This is a genomic window from Myxococcus sp. CA056 (assembly GCF_013336715.1).
In the GTDB taxonomy this organism is placed as follows: domain Bacteria; phylum Myxococcota; class Myxococcia; order Myxococcales; family Myxococcaceae; genus Myxococcus; species Myxococcus llanfairpwllgwyngyllgogerychwyrndrobwllllantysiliogogogochensis.
In genome coordinates this window covers 1108955-1125523 of record NZ_JABUMT010000002.1, presented here as the reverse complement: position 1 = coordinate 1125523, position 16569 = coordinate 1108955, and the positions used below count along the sequence as shown (strand labels likewise).

Below are 16569 nucleotides of genomic sequence, written 5' to 3'. Positions count from 1 at the left end.
TCCACGGGAGGCATCCCGCCCAGAAGCGGCAAGCCACTCAGCACTGGAGGATTCCCGCATGACGGAGTCACCCGTCGCGGGTGGGAGGGCCAGAAGGTGCGGGCCTGGCCCGTTCCGCGTGCGGGTTCGTTCTCCGCGGGCGGCTACTTCACGCGCTCAATCTTGTGCTTGCGGCCCTTGATCTTGCCCTCGCTCAAGCGCTGGAAGGCCACCTTGATCACGCGGCGCGCGACGGCGACGTAGGAGATGTGGTCCTGGATTTCAATCTTGCCGACGTCCGTGGCGGCGAAGCCACCCGCCTCACCCGTCAGCGCGCCGAGGATGTCTCCCGGCCTCATCTTGTCCTTGCGCCCGGCGGAGATGTAGAGCGTCTCCCAATCCGAGCCGAGCGAGCCCGGCTTCGACGCCGCGGCCTCCAGCTCCGCCGCGTCGCCCGGCTCCAGCTTCAGGCCCAGGGACTGCTCAATCTCTTCCACCTTGCGCTTGTCGTTCGGCGCCACCAGCGCGATGGCGAGCCCCGTGCGCCCCGCGCGTCCCGTGCGTCCGATGCGATGCACGTACGGCTCCGGCTGGAAGGGCATGTCGAAGTTGACGACGGCGTCGAGCGCCTCCACGTCGATGCCTCGCCCCGCCACGTCCGTGGCGACGAGCACCCGCGTGGTGAGGTTGCGGAACTTCGCCATGACCCGGTCCCGCTCGAACTGCTCCAGGTCCCCCTGGAGCCCGTCCACGCTGACGCCCGCGTCGGAGAGCGCCTTCGTCAGCTCCACCACCGTCGCCTTGTGGTTGCAGAAGACGATGGCGGAGGACGGCTGGTAGAGCCGGAGCGCGCGCAGCAACTGCTGGGTCTTGTCCTCGGGCTTCGTGTCGTAGCGGACCTGACGAATCGCGGGCGTGGCCTCGGTGTCCTCCACCGTCACGCGCACGGGGTCCTTCTGGAACGCGCGGCTCAGGGCCGCGATGTCTGGAGGGAACGTCGCGGAGAAGAGCACCGTCTGACGCCGTGACGGCATCGCGCCGATGATGCGCTCCATGTCCTCGCGGAAGCCCATGTCGAGCATCCGGTCCGCCTCGTCCAGCACCACCGTGCCCAGGCGCTTCGTCTCCAGCGCCTCGCGCTCCAGCACATCAATCACCCGGCCGGGCGTCCCCACCGCGATGTGCACGCCCTTCTCCAGCGCCTCCAACTGCGGCCGGATGGGCTGTCCGCCCGCCAGCACCAATATCTGAAGGCCCGGCAGCCGGCGCCCCAGCTTGCGAATCTCTCCCGCCACCTGGGCGCACAGCTCTCGCGTGGGGCAGAGCACCAGCCCCTGCAGGCGTCGGTCCTGGAGCTGGACGTGCTGGAGCATGGGCAGCGCGAAGGCCGCCGTCTTGCCGCTGCCGGTGCGCGCCTGGCCGACCAGGTCCTTGCCCTTGAGCAACACGGGGATGCTCTGCGCCTGGATGGGCGTGGCGGCCTGGAAACCCAGCTCGGCGATGACCTGGAGCAAGGGTGGAGACAGCTCGAGCGTGGCGAAATCCATCAGGGCCTCGATTGAACGGAGGCGCGGAAGGTGCCTCGGAATCCCGGGGCCCTTGTAGCAGCCGTCCGTGGCGGAACAAGCCCCTGTGTCAATGCACCGTCGGGTGCTGGCGCGAGCGCCGCCTGGCTGGACGCAGCCCGCGCTCCAGATGCGCCTTCAGGACGACGGCGCTGTTGTGGTCCTCGTCCCGCGCGCTGAACAGCAGCGTCACGTCTCCCCGTCGGGCCGCCTCGACGAGCGGCTCCAGGGCCTCGCGATGCTCCCGCAGCTCCTGGGCGTACCTGCGCTGGAACTCCTCCCAGCGCGCGGGCTCATGGCCGTACCACTTGCGCAGCTCCGTGCTGGGCGCCACGTCCTTGAGCCAGCCATCCAGCTTCAGGTGGGTCTTCTTGATGCCTCGCGGCCACAGTCGCTCGACGAGGAAGCGAGCCCCCTCCGAGTCGTGCGGCTCCAGGTGGTGATACACCCGCTCGATTTGAATCATCGTCCCGTGCTCCCCCGACAGGTGGACGGGCAGGCGCCCTGGCATCCCGCGCTGGCGCCTCGCCGCCGTGCCTCAACATGACGATGCGAGGAGCCCGCCGGAAGCCACGTGGAGGAGCCGGGCGACCCCTGCCCCGGGCGGACCGGGATGGCGGCCAGCGGACATGACCGCCCCGGGAGGTGACGGGCAGACGACGCCCGGTGCGGACCGCGAAGGAACGGTATCCAGCTGAGGCCCGGGTTCTGCGACACTGCGTCCCGTGACCGCCTCCGCCCTCTACCGCGACTGCGCCCGCCTGTTCATGGTGGGCTTTCCTGGGACTCGCATCGACGCCGACCTGGCGGCCCTGATGGATGACGGCGTCTATGGCGCCATCCTCTTCAAGCGCAACGTGGGTACGGCGCAGGAGACGGCGACGCTGTGCCGCGAGCTGAAGACGCGCGCGGGTCGGCCCTTCATCCTCTCGGTGGACCAGGAGGGAGGACGGGTGGCGCGGCTGCGCGGGGCGCCGTTCACCGCCCTGCCCCCGATGCGCGAGCTGGGACAGCGCGGGGACGCCCGGTTGGTGGAGCGCGTGGGGCGGCTGCTGGCGCACGAGCTGCGCGCGGTGGGCTTCGACTGGGACTTCGCGCCGGTGCTGGATGTGGACACCAACCCGGCCAATCCCGTCATTGGGGACCGGAGCTTCAGCCGGGACGCGGAGGAGGTGGCGCGGCTGGGTGTGGCGCTCGCGCGGGGCCTGGAGGCCGGTGGCATCGCCTCCTGCGGCAAGCACTTCCCCGGGCATGGTGACACGACCACGGACAGCCATCTGACGCTGCCCAGGCTGGCGCATGATTTGGAGCGGCTGCGGCGTGTGGAGCTGGTGCCCTTCCGGGCCTTCGCGCAGGCGCGGCTGGCCTCGCTGATGACGGCCCATGTCCTGTTCGACGCGCTGGACAAGGGCGTGCCCGCGACGATGAGCGAGCGCGTGCTCACGGGGGTGCTGCGCGAGGAGCTGGGCTTCGACGGCGTGCTCGTCAGCGACGACCTGGAGATGAAGGCCATCGCGGACCACTACACGGTGGAGGAGGCGGCGGTGCAGGGCACGCTCGCGGGCGTGGACCTGTTCCTCGTGTGCCACCACGCGGAGGTGCAGCGTCGCGCCATCGAGGCCGTGGTGAAGGCGGTGGAGTCCGGCAGGATTCCGCGCGAGCGCATCACCGAGGCGCACCGCAGGCTCGACGTACTCGCCGCGCGCTTCGCGCACCCGGCGGAGGACCGGCTCGCCACCCTGGGAGGCGCCGAGCATCACGCGCTCGCCAAGGGGCTCGACAGCGCCTTCGCGGGCAAGGATCCCACCGAGGTCATGCTCGCGTCTCGCTGAGCGTGACGGCCACGGGCACCACCCCGTGTAGCGAGCCAAGGCCCCCGCCGAGGTCCTGCTCGCGTCTTGAGGAGCCCCACGGGGCACCGGCCCCGTGTAGCGAGCCCAGGCCCCACCAAGGTCATGCTCGCGTCTCGATGAGCGCCACGGGGCACCGGCCCCGTGCACCGAGCAACTAGTGCGGGACCTTGGAGTCCTCGCGTGGAGGAGCATCCCCTGGCTTCGGGGCCGACGTTCCATCCGGCGTGTTCTTCGCGGGCGGGGCCCCCTGGGGCGGTGCGTCCTGCTCCTGCTGCTCCTTCTGAATCGCTGTCGGTGAGCCCGCGGCGATGCCGGGCTCCACACGCGGAGGGACATTGCCCACCGCCGTGGGCGGCAGGTTCGTGCCCACGATGTCCTGCACGGGCGCGATGTCGGGCGTGCCCGAGCCACCCGTTCCCGGGCCGAAGCTGCTCAAGGGCTGCGAGTCATTGGCGACGCCCTGATAGGGGCCGCCCGTCCTGGGAATCTCCCGACGGACGCGCTCTTCCTCCCGGTGACACGCCGTGCCCACCAACGAAGCCACGGCCAGCGCGCCGGGTAGGAGCCAGCGGCGAATGTTTCCCTGGTTCATGTGTCCATCCCTCCGGCGAGCCATTCAGGCCCCAGAGGGATGGATACCCATCCTCGTACGCGGGTGCCGGCGAAGAACCAGCCGTCCGCCCGAGTCGAACCTAGCGCCGCAGCCGAGCGTTGCGGTCCTGCCAGCCCTGCGGCCGGTAACCCCAACCATGGTTGAAGTCAGTCGAGCCACCCTGAATCGCGCCATCCTCGCCACCCAGCCCCTGTGACGTCGGCGCGAAGGTGGCACCCCCCTCGACGCCGTACCGGTCCTCCATCATCTTCCCCTTGTCGTCCCAGAGGGACTTGTTCTGCTGTCCCTCCAGCTTGGGCGTGCGCGGGTCGATGCTGGAGCCAATGTCCTTGATGGTGCCGTTGTGGCCCCGGTCCGCGACCATCAACCAGGGCGGGGACTTCTCGGGGTGCACGTTGCCCTGCATGTCCAGGAGTGCATCCGGCTGGATGCCACGCTGAGCGAACGGCCCGCCGCGACTCTCGCCCGGCTGCTTGCCCCCTGTCTCGGGCAGGCCACCGCAGCCCGCCGCGCCCATGACACCCACCGTCAACGCCGCCACCTGAGCCCACCGCCGGAAATTCCGCTCGCGCATGTCCCACTCCTCGGATGTCTGTCTTCAAGTCCCCCGCATCCCAGGAGAATGGGCACGTCTGGTGTCCAAACCACGAGGCGGGTACACGGCGGCCGCTTGGGCCGCTTGCTCAGTTACGCCCTCCTCGGCGCTCGCGCACCGTCTTCTTCATGGTCACGGTGGATTGAGACTTCTTCGGGACAGAAGCCCGCGTCTCGCCGCAAATTTTGCGCGGCGAGTCCCTGCTCCCTTGCCTGGTTCAAAGCACCGTGCGTCCGAGCACGAGCATCGTCGCCGCACAGACAGTGCTCCGTGGCGCCTCATCCCCAGATACGGGGACGAGGCTTGAAGCGCCGCGTCCACGCATCTGGGAAGTGGCCGTGCTTCACGGCAGCGCTCTGCTACTTCCGCTTCGCAGCTGACTTCTTCGCGGGAGCGGACTTCTTCGCCGAGGCCCCCTTCTTCGTGGGCGCCTTCTTCGCAGACGCCTTCTTCGCGGAGGTCTTCTTCGCGGGCGTGGCCTTCTTCGCAGACGCCTTCTTCGCGGCTGCCTTCTTCACAGGCGCTGCCTTCTTCGCGGAGGTCTTCTTCGCGGGCCCGGCCTTCTTCGCGGCCGCCTTCTTCACAGGCGCTGCCTTCCTTGCGGAGGTCTTCTTCACAGGCGCTGCCTTCTTCGCGGAGGTCTTCTGCGCGGGCGCCTTCTTCACAGGCGCTGCCTCCTTCGCGGAGGTCTTCTGCGCGGGAGCGGCCTTCTTCTCGGGCGCGGCCTTCACAGGCTCGGCCTTCTTCTCGGAGGCCGGCTTCTTCGCGGGCGCGGCCTTCACAGGCTCGGTCTTCACAGGCTCGGCCTTCTTCTCGGAGGCCGGCTTCTTCGCGGGCGCGGCCTTCTTCTCGGGCGCGGTCGTCACCGCGACAGCCGCCCCGGCCGGCGTCTCATCCTGCGACGCGGCCTTGCTCGCGGGGGCCTTCGTCGCCGCGGACTTCCGCTTCGCGGGCTCGAACTTCGTCACCTGCGCCGGCGCCGTCAACGGAGTGCCCGAGAGCGGAGTGAGTTCATCTACCCACTCCGAGTCCTTCACGGACGCCGCGGGCAGTTCGGGCGCCGCCGCCTCCACCTCTAACGCGGACCCGCCCGACACCGGAGCACTCGGCTTCGCCCCCAGCGCGGCGAGGACCTCCACCACATGGCCGTTCACCTTCACCTTGGGCCACACCTGCTTCACCTTGCCGTCCGGTCCAATCAGGAACGTGGCGCGGTTGATGCCCAGGAACTTGCGTCCATACAGCGACTTCTCCCCCCAGACGCCGTAGGCGTCCGACACCTGGTGCTCGGTGTCCGCCAGCAGCGGGAAGGGAAGGTTGAACTTGGTCGCGAACTTGCGATGGCTCGCGGTGCTGTCCGCGGACACGCCGAGCACCACCGCTCCAGCGGCCTCCAGCACCGAGTGCTCGTCGCGGAAGCTGCACGCCTCCACGGTGCATCCGGGAGTGTCATCCTTCGGATAGAAATAGAGGACGACGTTCTTCCCCGCGAGCTGCGAGAGCGTCACGGAGTTGCCGTCCTGGTCCTGAAGCACGAAGTCGGGAGCCGCGTCACCTGCTTGGGGCATGGGCATGCGCGCTCCATAGCCACAAACCCGACGTGTTCTCAATCATCCGTGAGCGACGTCACACGGCGTCAATGCGGCGGACTCCCATGCTCGTGGCCTTCTTCCCCGGGAGGGTGGCTCTTGGCCTCCAGCCGGACCAGGTCCGCGTGACACTGCTCGAGCGCCTTGTGCAGTGGCTCGCGAGTGGCCTCGTCCGACGCCTGTCCCAGCTTCTTCGCCAGCGCCTCGCACGCGGCGCGCTTCACGTCCGCCTCGCTGGTGCCGGGCCCCGTCGCACCGGGGGTCGCCAACGGACGCGGAGGCAGGCTGCCCCGCAGGCCACGAATGGCCGAAAGACGCTTGTCGGCTTCCGGACGCGAGCGTGAGCCGGCGGGCACCTTCTCCAGCGACGCGACCACCGCGTCCCACGCCGGGTCTGTCGGCGGCACGCCCCGGTCCACCAGCGCCTCGTACTGTGCATTGGCTTCCTGGAATTGCTTCTTCCCCGAGTCACACCCGGTGAAGAGGACCCAACAAAACACGAGTGAAAGCGCGGCCGGCAGCGGTCGGAAGGCAGTCCACATGACGCGTAGGTACCTCTTGCTGGCCTCCGGAGGGAAGCGCGGGTAGGGTCCGCGTCGTGCAGCCCATTCTCCTTGCCTTCCTGCTCGGTCTGTCCCAGGGCCTGCTCCACGCCGTGGGGCCGGACCATTGCGCGGCCGTGGCCACGCTCGGAACCCTGAATGGGGGCCGGCGTCGAGCGGCCATCGCCACCGCCTTCCGCTTCGCGCTGGGGCACGCGGCCATGCTGGGCGGCATCGCCTCCCTGTGCCTCCTGGCCGGCGTGGGCCTGTCCGAGACCTTCGAGCGCTGGGCCGAAATCTTCGGCGGCGCGGTGCTGGTGGCCCTCGCCGTGACGGCGCTGTTGTTCCCCAACAGCCTGAACCACGGCCACCCCCACCTGCCCGGCCACTCCAAGGAGCCGCACGAGCACGTGCACACCGTCAGCACCGCCGCCGGCGCGCTGATGGCCGTCAGCGGCGTGCGTTCGTTGCTGCTCGCCCTGCCCCCGCTGCTCGTCGGCGGAAGCATGAGCCTGGCCGCGTGGACGTACCTGCCCGGCTTCGCGCTGGGCATCCTCATCGGCATGGGCACCGTGGGCCTGCTCTTCGCCGAGGGCCTCACCCGCCTCAACGACCGCATCACCACCTGGGTGCAGCGCGTCGTCGCCGTGGGCTCCGGTGCGCTCGGCCTGTTCTGGATTGGCTCCCGCCTGACGGGCGGCTGAGCTCGAGCTCCAAGCCACCCCGGGCGCCCCAGGCTCCAAGCAGGCGCCCGCCCGGCGACCCGCAGCCGCGCTACGAGCGCTTGTCCAGGATGCCCAGCGCCATCATCGCCACCAGGAAGCCGTAGACGACGTGCTCGGGGCGGTTGGCGAACGCCAGCAGCTCCGCGACGGTCCGGTTGCCGTCAATCTTGGGCAACAGCTCCGCCTCCCACCGCTCCAGCTCCACTTCGTTGAGCTGGTACGCCGGGGCCACCGCGGGGATGAGCCGGTCCTCTGGCTGCAGCAGCCGGCGCAGGCGCTCCGGCTTGTAGAGCTTCTTGATGCCGCGGACGATGAGGTTGGCCGGGTGCACGTCCAGCTTGATGGACTCCGAGCTGGCCTTCTCCCGGAAGCTCATCAGATACGTGCCCTCTTCCCACGCGAAGAGCGAGTAGATGACGGCCTTCACCTGCTGGCCCACGTAGTAGAGCCGCTCGGTGTCCTTGAGCAGCCCGCGCTCCACCAGCACGTCGCCGGTGCGCCGGTTCGTCGCTCCCGCCACGGCGGAGGCATCCTGGAGCTGCTCGGGCTTTATCTTCCCCACGCGGACGAGGAACTGCCCGAAGCGGTCCGCCAGCAGGTTGGAGAGGGCGAACACCGGCATGCCCTTCTCGAAGTAGACGACCTTCTTCACCTTGCCGCGCTGGATGCCCAGCTCGCCCGTCTCACGGGAGAGGTAGTAGGCGGTGAGCAACGAGGGCAGGTTGTCCTTCAGCTCGCCCCGGCGGCTGCCCGGCGCGCCCGAGCCCGCGGGAGGAGAGTCCGGCGGACGGCCCGGCGCGGGCGACCGCACCTGGGTGGCCGGCACCTTCTGCATGGGGCTGGCGGTGAGGTTGGCGCCGCGAATCTCCGCAGTGATGTTGCCGCCGCCCGTCACCTTGATGCGGCCCGTCAGCTCCATCACGTCCTGGGGGCCCTCCTCCTCCACGTCGATGTCCAGCTCCACCTCGAAGGCGTCCTGGAGGGAGCCGGCGGGTGGGGCCTTCTTTTCCGGAGGGAGGACCTTGGTGACGGCCTCCAGCAGCTTCTGCGCCTCGAACGGCTTCTCGAAGTAGCCGGCGGACTGGTACTTCTGCCGGGCCTCCAGCGCGTGCTTGCCGCCCTTGAAGACGCCGGTGATGAAGAGCAGCGGGAGCTGGGGGTTGTCCTTCCGCAGCGCGTCCGCCAGGTGGTAGCCCATCATGTCCGGCAGCAGGATGTCCAAGACGGCCGCGCCGGGGGGATTGGCCCGAGCGACGTCAACCGCCTGCCTGCCGCGGCTGGCGCCGACGACCTCGTAGCCCGCGTCCTCGAACAGCTGCGTGAGGAGGGAAAGAAGCTCCGGGTTGTCATCGACGACGAGGATTCTGGGGGCGGCCATCGCGGGTCGTACGCTACCAGATGAAGGCGGTGGGGTGGGACAATCTACCCCCGAGTTCCGGTTTCCACGGTGGATGCATCTGTGCGGCGGGGCGGTTAGGGTGACGACCCCGTCATGTCCCTTCGTCACCTTGTCCGCGCCCAGGGCTTGTCTCTGCTGGCCTGCCTCCCCCTCTTGCTGCCCGCCGTCGCCCTCGCCCAGTCATCGGGGGACGGAGGCATCATCATCCCCCTCCCGGACGCATCCACTGGAGAGGGCGGACCCGACCGGGACAACCCGGAAGGGGAGGACGGGACGGGGCGGGTGAACACCGTCTGTCGCAGCAGCGGAGACTGTTCGCCGCGCTTCTCCTGCGAGGACGGCACCTGCCGCTACACGGGGGTGCGCAAGGCGGAGCAGGTGGGCTGCCTGATGGGCGTGGAGGCCGCGCTGGTGATGGTGGGACTGGCCGGCCTGGCCCTCCCCCGGAAGAAGCGTTAGGGGGCGCACGCATGCGGCTGGGGCTCAAGGCGGACAACCTGCTGGAGCGAGTGGCGGACTGGTTCAATCTGGCCCCCCAACCCCTGGCCCATGCCTTCTTCGGGATGATGGCGTCGCGCACGCTGATGGCGGGCGTGCGGCTGGGCATCTACGGCGCGCTGGCGGACGGCGCGGCCACGTCGGAGGCGCTGGCGGCGCGGCTGAAGCTGTCCCCGGAAGGCACCCGCTCCCTGCTGGAAGCGCTGGTGGCGTGCGAGGCGGTGGAGCGTCAGCGCGACGGCCGCTACCGGCTGGCGTCGCGCTCCAAGCGGTGGCTGGACCCGCGCTCGCCCAAGTACGTGGGCGCCTTCCTGGAGTTCAACTACGCGCAGTGGGACTGGTGGACGGGGCTGGAGGGCGTGGTGCGCTCGGGCGAGGCGGTGGACATCCACGACTTCGCGCCGGAGGACCCGCGCTGGCGCGACTACATCCACGCCATGCACCAGCTCGCCCGGCTGGCGGCCCCGGAGGTCGTGGGCGCCATCCCCCTGCCCCGAGGTGCCAGACACCTGTTGGATTTGGGCGGAGCGCACGGCTGGTTCGCCGCGGAGCTGTGCCTGCGCCACCGGGGCCTCAAGGCCACGGTGCTGGACTTGGAAGGCAGCGTCCGAGTGGGCCGGGACATCATCGCCTCCGCGGGGCTGAGCCACCTGGTCACCCATCAGGCCGGGGACATCCTCTCCGCGGAGCTGGGTGGCCTCTATGACGGCGTGCTGCTGTTCCAGGTGATGCACCACCTGACGCCCGCGCAGAACGTGGCGCTCCTGCGCCGCATCCGCTCCTCGCTGGCCCCCAAGGGGACGCTGGCCGTGCTGGAGTATCTGCGTGAGGACATCCAGGACCCCGCCAGCTCCGCGCCCCTCATCGGCCTGCACTACTTCGTCACCTCCGGCTCTGACGCCTACACGCCCGCGGAGGTGGAGGGCTTCCTCGACGACGCGGGCTACCGCATCGAGAGCAGCCGACCCATCCGAAACCTCCCCCTTCAAACCCTGCTGATCGCCCGACTCGACTGAGCGGTGCCCTGGCGGGCGGGGGGCCGCGCGCCCTTCCCGCTCCCAGGAGCGGTCTGACAGGGTAGCCTTCGCCCCCGTTGCCCATGCTTCCCGAGACACCCCTCACCGCTGACTCGCCCGACGTGGCGCTCGCCGTCGACCTCGACGGGACACTGGTGCGCACCGACACGCTGCACGAGAACCTGCTCGTGCTCTTCAAGCGCGCGCCGTGGCTGCTCCTGCTGCTGCCCCTGTGGGTGCTCAAGGGCAAGGCGTACTTCAAGGCGGAGGTCGCCCGGCGGGCGGGCCTGGACGCCGCGCAGCTGCCGTACAACGAGGAGCTGCTCGCGTTCCTCCACGAGGAGAAGGCGCGGGGCCGCCGGCTGGTGTTGGCCACGGCGGCGGACCAGCGAATCGCGCAGGCCGTCGCCGCGCACCTGGGAATCTTCGCGGAGGTCCACGCCAGCGACGGCACGGTGAACCTCTCCGGCGCGCGCAAGCTGGCGAAGCTGAAGGCCGCGTTGGGCACGTTCGACTACGCGGGCAACGACGCGGTGGACGTGCCGCTGTGGCGCGAGTCGCGAAACATCGTGGTGGTCCACGCGCCGGCGGGCGTGCTCGAGAAGGCCCGGGGACTGGGGCGTCAGGTCCACCGCGTCTTCGAGAGGCCCAAGGTGGGCCCGCGCGTCTGGGTGAAGGCGCTGCGCGTGCACCAGTGGGCGAAGAACGCGCTCGTCTTCGTGCCGGTGCTCGCCGCGCACAAGGCCGCGGCGCCGAATCTGTTGGCCCAGGCGGTGCTGGCCTTCGTGGCGTTCAGCCTGTGCGCGTCCAGCGTGTACGTGCTCAATGACTTGCTGGATTTGGACTCGGACCGGCGGCACCCGACGAAGAAGAAGCGCCCCTTCGCGGCCTGCTCGCTGCCGGTGAGCGTGGGCGTGGTGCTGGCGCCGGTGCTGCTCCTGGCCGGGGCGGCGGTGTGCCTGCTCTTGCCGCCCGCCTTCGCGGCGCTGCTGGCGACGTACTACGCGCTGACGCTGGCGTACTCGCTGCGGCTCAAGCAGGTGGTGATGCTGGACGTGCTGGTGCTGGCGGGCCTGTACACGGTGCGCATCTTCGGCGGCTCGCTGGCGGTGGGCGTGCCCACGTCGAGCTGGCTGCTCATGTTCAGCATGTTCCTGTTCCTGTCGCTCGCGCTGGTGAAGCGGCTGAGCGAGGTGCGCCGGCTGCGGCTGTCCAACGAGACGTCCGCGCATGGGCGCGGGTACCTGGCGCAGGACTACGAGCAGCTCGCCAGCCTGGGCGCGGCGGCGGGCCAGGTGTCCGTGCTGGTGCTGGCGCTGTACATCACGTCAAAGGAAGTGACTGTCTATTACGACCACCCGGAGCGCCTGTGGCTGTTGTGCCCGGTGATGCTCTACTGGGTGGGCCGCATCTGGGTGCTGGCGCATCGCGGGCAGGTGAACGAGGACCCGCTCGTCTTCGCGCTCAAGGACAAGGTGAGCTACGCGGTGGGGCTCGTCTCCGCCCTGGTCTTGTGGGCGGCCACGTGAGAGGGCTTCCGCGATGAAGTCACTGGAGTCCTGGGGGCGTTACCCCCAAGTCGAGCAGCGCACGCAGGCGCTGACGTGGCGCTCGGACGCACTGCCGCAAGTCTCTGGCTCCGTGCTGCCGCACGGGCTGGGGCGCAGCTATGGCGACTCCTGCCTCAACGGGGGCGGGACGCTGCTGCTCACCTCGGGCCTGGACAAGCTCATCGCCTTCGACGCGGCCACGGGCGTGGTGCGCTGCGAGGCGGGCGTCACGCTGGACACGCTGTTGCGACTGGCGGCGCCTCGGGGCTGGTTCCTGCCGGTGACGCCGGGCACCAAGTACGTGACGGTGGGCGGCGCCATCGCCAACGACGTGCACGGGAAGAACCACCACCGGGGCGGGACGTTCGGCCGCTATGTGCGCCGCTTCGAGCTGGTGCGCTCGGATGGCAGCCGCCGGGTGTGCGCGCCGGACGAGAACCCGGACTGGTACGGCGCGACGATTGGCGGCCTGGGACTCACGGGGCTCGTCACGTGGGCGGAGGTGCAGCTCAAGCCCATCAGCAACCCGTACGTGCTCCAGGAGACGGTGCCCTTCGGCAACCTGGACGAATTCCTCGTCGTGGCGCGCGAGTCCGAGGCGGACCACGAGTTCACCATGGCGTGGGTGGACTGCCTGGCGCGCGGCAAGAAGGTGGGACGGGGCCTGCTGTACCGGGGCAACTTCGCGCCGCCGCAGTTCGACGGGCTCCCGCTGACCAAGAGCCACCTGTCGCATGGCATTGGCCTCGCGGTGCCGATGGACATGCCGGCCTTCTGCCTCAACCGGCTGTCGGTGTCGGCGTTCAACTGGCTCTACTTCCACCGGCAGAACGGCAAGCCCAAGCAGCGGCTGACGCACTACGACCCGTTCTTCTATCCGCTGGACGCCATCTACGCGTGGAACCGCATCTATGGCAGCCGGGGCTTCCTCCAGTTCCAGTGCGTGGTGCCCTACGCCACCGCGCGTGACGCGCTGAAGGACATCCTGGAGCGAAGCTCGCGCGGCGGACTGCCCAGCTTCCTGTCGGTGCTGAAGACCTTCGGTGACCTTCCCTCGCCGGGGTGGATGTCCTTTCCGCGCCAGGGTGTGACGCTGGCCATGGACTTCGCCAACCGGGGGGAGAAGACGTACCGGCTGGTGGAGGAGCTGGACCGGGTGACGCGCGAGGCGGGCGGCGCGGTGTATCCGGCGAAGGACGCGCGGATGAGTCCGGAGAGCTTCGCCGCGTACTTCCCGCGCCGCGCGGAGTTCGCGGGGTACATCGACCCGGCGTTCTCCTCATCGTTCTGGCGGCGGATGAATCCGGTGGCCATGCCCTTCTCGCTGGAATCGGAGCGCGCTTCCGGAGCGCCGCATCCCAAGTCCCTGCTTGCGCTTCGCTGACCTCTCTCCGAGATTGCCGACCCCATGAAGAAAGTGCTCGTCCTCGGCGCCACCAGCGCCATTGCCCAGGCGACGGTGCGGCTGCTCGCCGCGCGTGGTGCCTCGCTGTACCTCGTGGGCCGCAACGCGGAGAACCTGGACGCGGTGGCGAAGGACGCCGCCACGCGGGGCGCCGCGAAGGTGGAGTCGAAGGCGGTGGACCTGAACGACTTCGCGGTGCACGAGGCGCTGGTGGACGGGGCGTTCCAGGCGCTGGGCGGGCTGGACGGCGTGGTGCTGGCGCACGGCGTGCTGGGAGACCAGGCGGAGGCGCAGCGCTCGTGGACGGCGACGGAGGCGGTGCTGCGCACCAACTTCCTGAGCGCGGCGTCGCTCCTGACGGTGCTGGCCAACCGCTTCGAGGCGCAGAAGGCCGGCACGCTGGTGGTGATTTCGTCGGTGGCCGGAGACCGCGGCCGGCAGAGCAATTACGTGTACGGCACGTCGAAGGGCGCGCTGACCGTGTTCCTGCAGGGCCTGCGCAATCGCCTGGCGAAGTCCAACGTGGCGGTGGTGACGGTGAAGCCGGGCTTCGTGGACACACCGATGACGGCGCACCTGCCGAAGAACAAGCTGTTCGCCTCGCCGGAGAAGGTGGCACGCGGACTGCTCAGCGCCGCGGATGCGCGCAAGAACGAGGTCTACGTTCCCGGCATCTGGGCGCTCATCATGCTCATCATCAAGAGCATCCCGGAATCCGTGTTCAAGAAGTTGAAGCTCTAGCTGTAAACGGACGCCGTCAGCGGCGCGGCTTGTCGGACGGCCCTGCTATCTCCACACTCGGGGCATGGCCTACGGCAAACGCGAGACAGAGGGTGTCGCGACCCTCGCCGATATCGAGGCTCTGCCCGAGGGCGTCGTGGGCGAGATCATCGAAGGAACGTTGTATGTGCATGCCCAGCCACGTGCTGGGCATATGAATACCCTTGGAAGTCTGCATGCCCTGCTCTGGAGCCCCTTCCAGCATGGGAGTGGCGGACCTGGGGGCTGGTGGATTCAGGTGGAGCCCGGCATCCGGCTGGAGGGTTCGCCGGAGTTCATTCCGGACGTCGCGGGCTGGAGGAGGGACCGGGTGGCACGGCTACCCACGGGTTCCTGGCTCGTAGCACCTGACTGGGCCTGCGAAATCCTGTCACCGTCGACACGTGCGTATGACCTGCACATCAAGCAGCCGTTCTACGCGCGGATTGGCATCAAGCACTTGTGGTTCATCGACGTGGACGCACGAACCCTCACGGTGAGCGAGCTGCGCGACGGACTCTGGATGGAAGTAGGGACCTACGGTGATGAGGACGTCGTCCGCGTGCCTCCGTTCGAAGACCTCGAGCTGAGACTCGGCGCGCTCTGGCCGTTCGTGGAACCCTCCGCCGGGATATAGCCTCCTGCGTCCGCTTGTCCGACAGCGCTGCCATCTCCACACTCGGGGCATGGCCTACGGCAAGCGCGAGACAGAGGGTGTCGCGACCCTCGCCGACATCGAGGCTCTGCCCGAGGGCGTCGTGGGCGAGATCATCGATGGAGCGCTGTACACGCATGCCCGCCCCGGTGGCGGGCATGTCTATTTCGGGCTGAGACTTTTTGGTGAGCTGGATGGTCCGTTCCAGCTCGGAAACCCGGGGCCGGGCGGCTGGTGGCTCATGGTCGAGCCGGGCGTGCAGGCCGGAGGCTCCCCGGAGTTCATCCCAGACCTCGCTGGCTGGCGGAGAGAGCTCGTCGCCCGTCTTCCCGAGCGACAATGGACCACGGAGCCCGATTGGGTCTGTGAAATCCTGTCGCCGTCGACACGCGCGTATGACCTGCGCATCAAGCGCCCGTTCTACGCGCGCCTCGGCATCAAACACCTGTGGCTCATCGACCTGGACTCACGCTCGCTCACCGTGAGCGAGCTGCGTGAAGGACAATGGGCCGAGCTGGGCGTCTACAACGAGCACGACGCCCTCATCCGAGTCCCACCCTTCGAGGACCTGGAGCTGCGCTGGGGCTGGCTCTGGCGCTCCCTTCAGCGCACCGACTGAAACCAGCCTCCAGCGCGCACCCGAACTTCAGCGCACCGCCGGACGGAACCACGTCGGCTCGGCGCGCACGGACGTGCCACCGGTGAACATGCCGCTGGTGAAGAAGGCGTTCTCGAAGAAGATGTACGGGTGGACGAGCTCCGGGCGACCGGCCGCGTCCAGCTTCGCCGCCTGCGCCTCCGGAATCTCCACGTCCAGCGCACGCAGGTTCGCCTCGAGCTGCTCCAGCTTCGTCGCCCCGATGATGGTGGAGGCCACCCCCGGCCGCCGCGTCACCCACGCCAACGCCACCTGCGCGGGCGGCTTGTCCAGCTCCCGCGCCACCTCCATCAGCGTGTCCACGATGCGCCAGTTCTTCTCCGTGAAGAGCTTCTCCATTCCCGGGTTGCCTCGGCCCTGCACCGCCGGCAGTCGCCCCTCTCCCTTCGCGACCAGGCCCTCTCGCGTGTACTTGCCCGACAACAACCCCGACGCCAGCGGGCTCCACGGCGTGATGCTCGCCCCCAGCTCCAGCGCGACCGGGATGTGCTCCCGCTCGATGTTGCGCTCCACCAGCGAGTACTCCAGCTGCAACGCGACGACGCGCTCCCAGCCCTCGCGCTCCGCCAGCGTCTGCGCCCGCGCGAAGTACCAGGCCGGCACATCCGACAGGCCGATGTAACGAATCTTCCCCGCCCTCACGAGGTCCGTCAGCGTGCTCATCACCTCCTCCATCGGAGTGATGCCGTCCCACGCGTGCATCCAGTACAGGTCCAGGTAGTCCGTCTTCAGCCGGCGCAGAGAGCCCTCCACCGCGCGGTGGATGTTCTTGCGTCCGTTGCCTCCCGCGTTCGGGTCTCCCGGCGACGTGTTCACCGTGAACTTCGTCGCGATGACGGCGCCGTCACGCCCGCCCTGCTTCGCGAAGTAGTCCCCGATGATTTCCTCGCTCGTCCCGTTCGTGTAGCCGTCCGCCGTGTCGAGGAAGTTGCCCCCTGCCTCCAGGTAGCGGGCCAGCAGGCGGTGCGCCGTGTCCTTGGGGCTCCCCCAGCCCCACTCCGTGCCGAACGTCATGGTCCCCAGGGCCAGCGGGCTCACCCGCAGCCCCGAGCGCCCCAACAGGTGGTAGCGAGAAAGCGAGTCGATGCGGTTCGTCGTCGTCATGTGTGCCTCCGTGAATGACCTCAAACTGCCGCCCGAGGGCCTTTCGGAGAAGAGGCACGGCGCG

The 16569-nt window shown here is 69.1% G+C and carries 17 protein-coding genes; 9 read left to right on the top strand and 8 right to left on the bottom strand.

The genetic code is table 11. The annotated features are described in order from the left end of the window. Positions 1–143: 143 nt before the first annotated feature. Positions 144–1526 carry an ATP-dependent RNA helicase DbpA gene (gene dbpA, locus HUA76_RS12275; RefSeq protein ID WP_174460911.1) on the bottom strand — a complete coding sequence of 461 codons (1383 nt, stop codon included), beginning with the start codon at positions 1524–1526 and terminating at the stop codon, positions 144–146. Between the two features lie 88 nt (positions 1527–1614). Next, positions 1615–2055, bottom strand: a complete 441-nt coding sequence (locus HUA76_RS12270) for a DUF488 domain-containing protein (protein ID WP_254614143.1) — start codon at positions 2053–2055, stop codon at positions 1615–1617. 256 nt (positions 2056–2311) lie between these two features. Between HUA76_RS12270 and nagZ the strand changes: the two genes are divergently transcribed. Next, complete coding sequence (gene nagZ, locus HUA76_RS12265; RefSeq protein ID WP_141641672.1) at positions 2312–3376, top strand: beta-N-acetylhexosaminidase; 1065 nt, start codon at positions 2312–2314, stop codon at positions 3374–3376. Positions 3377–3551: 175 nt separating this feature from the next. Here the strand turns inward: nagZ and HUA76_RS12260 are convergent, their stop codons facing one another. The 4 genes from HUA76_RS12260 to HUA76_RS12245 all read right to left on the bottom strand — a co-directional run bounded on the left by HUA76_RS12260 (position 3552) and on the right by HUA76_RS12245 (position 6736). After that, positions 3552–3989, bottom strand: coding sequence for a hypothetical protein (locus HUA76_RS12260; protein WP_174454202.1), 438 nt, complete (start codon positions 3987–3989; stop codon positions 3552–3554). Positions 3990–4089: 100 nt separating this feature from the next. Then, positions 4090–4584: a hypothetical protein gene (locus HUA76_RS12255; RefSeq protein WP_174460910.1), complete on the bottom strand. Its 495-nt coding sequence runs from the start codon at positions 4582–4584 to the stop codon at positions 4090–4092. 380 nt (positions 4585–4964) lie between these two features. Beyond that, complete coding sequence (gene bcp / locus HUA76_RS46275) at positions 4965–6173, bottom strand: thioredoxin-dependent thiol peroxidase (protein ID WP_305794231.1); 1209 nt, start codon at positions 6171–6173, stop codon at positions 4965–4967. Positions 6174–6241: 68 nt separating this feature from the next. Then, the gene (locus HUA76_RS12245; protein WP_174454200.1) at positions 6242–6736 is read right to left on the bottom strand and encodes a hypothetical protein; all 495 of its coding nucleotides are present in this window, start codon (positions 6734–6736) and stop codon (positions 6242–6244) included. Between the two features lie 56 nt (positions 6737–6792). On the opposite strand from HUA76_RS12245, the gene HUA76_RS12240 reads away from it, so the two are divergent. After that, on the top strand, positions 6793–7440 hold the full coding sequence (locus tag HUA76_RS12240) for a hypothetical protein (RefSeq protein WP_141641657.1): 648 nt from the start codon (positions 6793–6795) through the stop codon (positions 7438–7440). 70 nt (positions 7441–7510) lie between these two features. Here HUA76_RS12240 and HUA76_RS12235 read toward each other — a convergent pair whose 3' ends face one another. Further along, a complete protein-coding gene (locus tag HUA76_RS12235; protein WP_174460908.1) occupies positions 7511–8839 on the bottom strand; it encodes a response regulator in 1329 nt (442 codons plus the stop codon). 114 nt (positions 8840–8953) lie between these two features. On the opposite strand from HUA76_RS12235, the gene HUA76_RS12230 reads away from it, so the two are divergent. The 7 genes from HUA76_RS12230 (at position 8954) to HUA76_RS12200 (ending at position 15362) form a co-directional block, all read left to right on the top strand. After that, complete coding sequence (locus HUA76_RS12230) at positions 8954–9319, top strand: MXAN_6627.5 family MYXO-CTERM protein (RefSeq protein WP_141641655.1); 366 nt, start codon at positions 8954–8956, stop codon at positions 9317–9319. Between the two features lie 11 nt (positions 9320–9330). Continuing rightward, positions 9331–10374, top strand: a complete 1044-nt coding sequence (locus HUA76_RS12225) for a methyltransferase (protein WP_174454199.1) — start codon at positions 9331–9333, stop codon at positions 10372–10374. Positions 10375–10457: 83 nt separating this feature from the next. Then, entirely contained in the window at positions 10458–11903 is a 1446-nt protein-coding gene (locus HUA76_RS12220; protein ID WP_174454198.1) for a UbiA family prenyltransferase, read from the top strand. A gap of 13 nt (positions 11904–11916) precedes the next feature. Continuing rightward, the gene (locus HUA76_RS12215; protein ID WP_174454197.1) at positions 11917–13308 is read left to right on the top strand and encodes an FAD-binding oxidoreductase; all 1392 of its coding nucleotides are present in this window, start codon (positions 11917–11919) and stop codon (positions 13306–13308) included. A gap of 24 nt (positions 13309–13332) precedes the next feature. Then, entirely contained in the window at positions 13333–14070 is a 738-nt protein-coding gene (locus HUA76_RS12210; protein ID WP_141641651.1) for an SDR family oxidoreductase, read from the top strand. Positions 14071–14134: 64 nt separating this feature from the next. Beyond that, the gene (locus HUA76_RS12205) at positions 14135–14725 is read left to right on the top strand and encodes a Uma2 family endonuclease (RefSeq protein WP_174460907.1); all 591 of its coding nucleotides are present in this window, start codon (positions 14135–14137) and stop codon (positions 14723–14725) included. A 49-nt stretch (positions 14726–14774) separates the two neighbouring features. After that, positions 14775–15362 carry a Uma2 family endonuclease gene (locus tag HUA76_RS12200; RefSeq protein WP_174460906.1) on the top strand — a complete coding sequence of 196 codons (588 nt, stop codon included), beginning with the start codon at positions 14775–14777 and terminating at the stop codon, positions 15360–15362. A 27-nt stretch (positions 15363–15389) separates the two neighbouring features. Here the strand turns inward: HUA76_RS12200 and HUA76_RS12195 are convergent, their stop codons facing one another. Then, complete coding sequence (locus HUA76_RS12195) at positions 15390–16505, bottom strand: aldo/keto reductase (protein ID WP_174460905.1); 1116 nt, start codon at positions 16503–16505, stop codon at positions 15390–15392. Positions 16506–16569: the final 64 nt, after the last annotated feature.

Coding starts and splice junctions, on each gene's coding strand:
- dbpA (WP_174460911.1), bottom strand. CDS start 1,526: ATGGATTTCGCCACGCTCGAGCTGTCTCCACCCTTGCTCCAGGTCATC.
- HUA76_RS12270 (WP_254614143.1), bottom strand. CDS start 2,055: ATGCCAGGGCGCCTGCCCGTCCACCTGTCGGGGGAGCACGGGACGATG.
- nagZ (WP_141641672.1), top strand. CDS start 2,312: ATGGTGGGCTTTCCTGGGACTCGCATCGACGCCGACCTGGCGGCCCTG.
- HUA76_RS12260 (WP_174454202.1), bottom strand. CDS start 3,989: ATGAACCAGGGAAACATTCGCCGCTGGCTCCTACCCGGCGCGCTGGCC.
- HUA76_RS12255 (WP_174460910.1), bottom strand. CDS start 4,584: ATGCGCGAGCGGAATTTCCGGCGGTGGGCTCAGGTGGCGGCGTTGACG.
- bcp (WP_305794231.1), bottom strand. CDS start 6,173: ATGCCCCAAGCAGGTGACGCGGCTCCCGACTTCGTGCTTCAGGACCAG.
- HUA76_RS12245 (WP_174454200.1), bottom strand. CDS start 6,736: ATGTGGACTGCCTTCCGACCGCTGCCGGCCGCGCTTTCACTCGTGTTT.
- HUA76_RS12235 (WP_174460908.1), bottom strand. CDS start 8,839: ATGGCCGCCCCCAGAATCCTCGTCGTCGATGACAACCCGGAGCTTCTT.
- HUA76_RS12230 (WP_141641655.1), top strand. CDS start 8,954: ATGTCCCTTCGTCACCTTGTCCGCGCCCAGGGCTTGTCTCTGCTGGCC.
- HUA76_RS12225 (WP_174454199.1), top strand. CDS start 9,331: ATGCGGCTGGGGCTCAAGGCGGACAACCTGCTGGAGCGAGTGGCGGAC.
- HUA76_RS12220 (WP_174454198.1), top strand. CDS start 10,458: ATGCTTCCCGAGACACCCCTCACCGCTGACTCGCCCGACGTGGCGCTC.
- HUA76_RS12215 (WP_174454197.1), top strand. CDS start 11,917: ATGAAGTCACTGGAGTCCTGGGGGCGTTACCCCCAAGTCGAGCAGCGC.
- HUA76_RS12210 (WP_141641651.1), top strand. CDS start 13,333: ATGAAGAAAGTGCTCGTCCTCGGCGCCACCAGCGCCATTGCCCAGGCG.
- HUA76_RS12205 (WP_174460907.1), top strand. CDS start 14,135: ATGGCCTACGGCAAACGCGAGACAGAGGGTGTCGCGACCCTCGCCGAT.
- HUA76_RS12200 (WP_174460906.1), top strand. CDS start 14,775: ATGGCCTACGGCAAGCGCGAGACAGAGGGTGTCGCGACCCTCGCCGAC.
- HUA76_RS12195 (WP_174460905.1), bottom strand. CDS start 16,505: ATGACGACGACGAACCGCATCGACTCGCTTTCTCGCTACCACCTGTTG.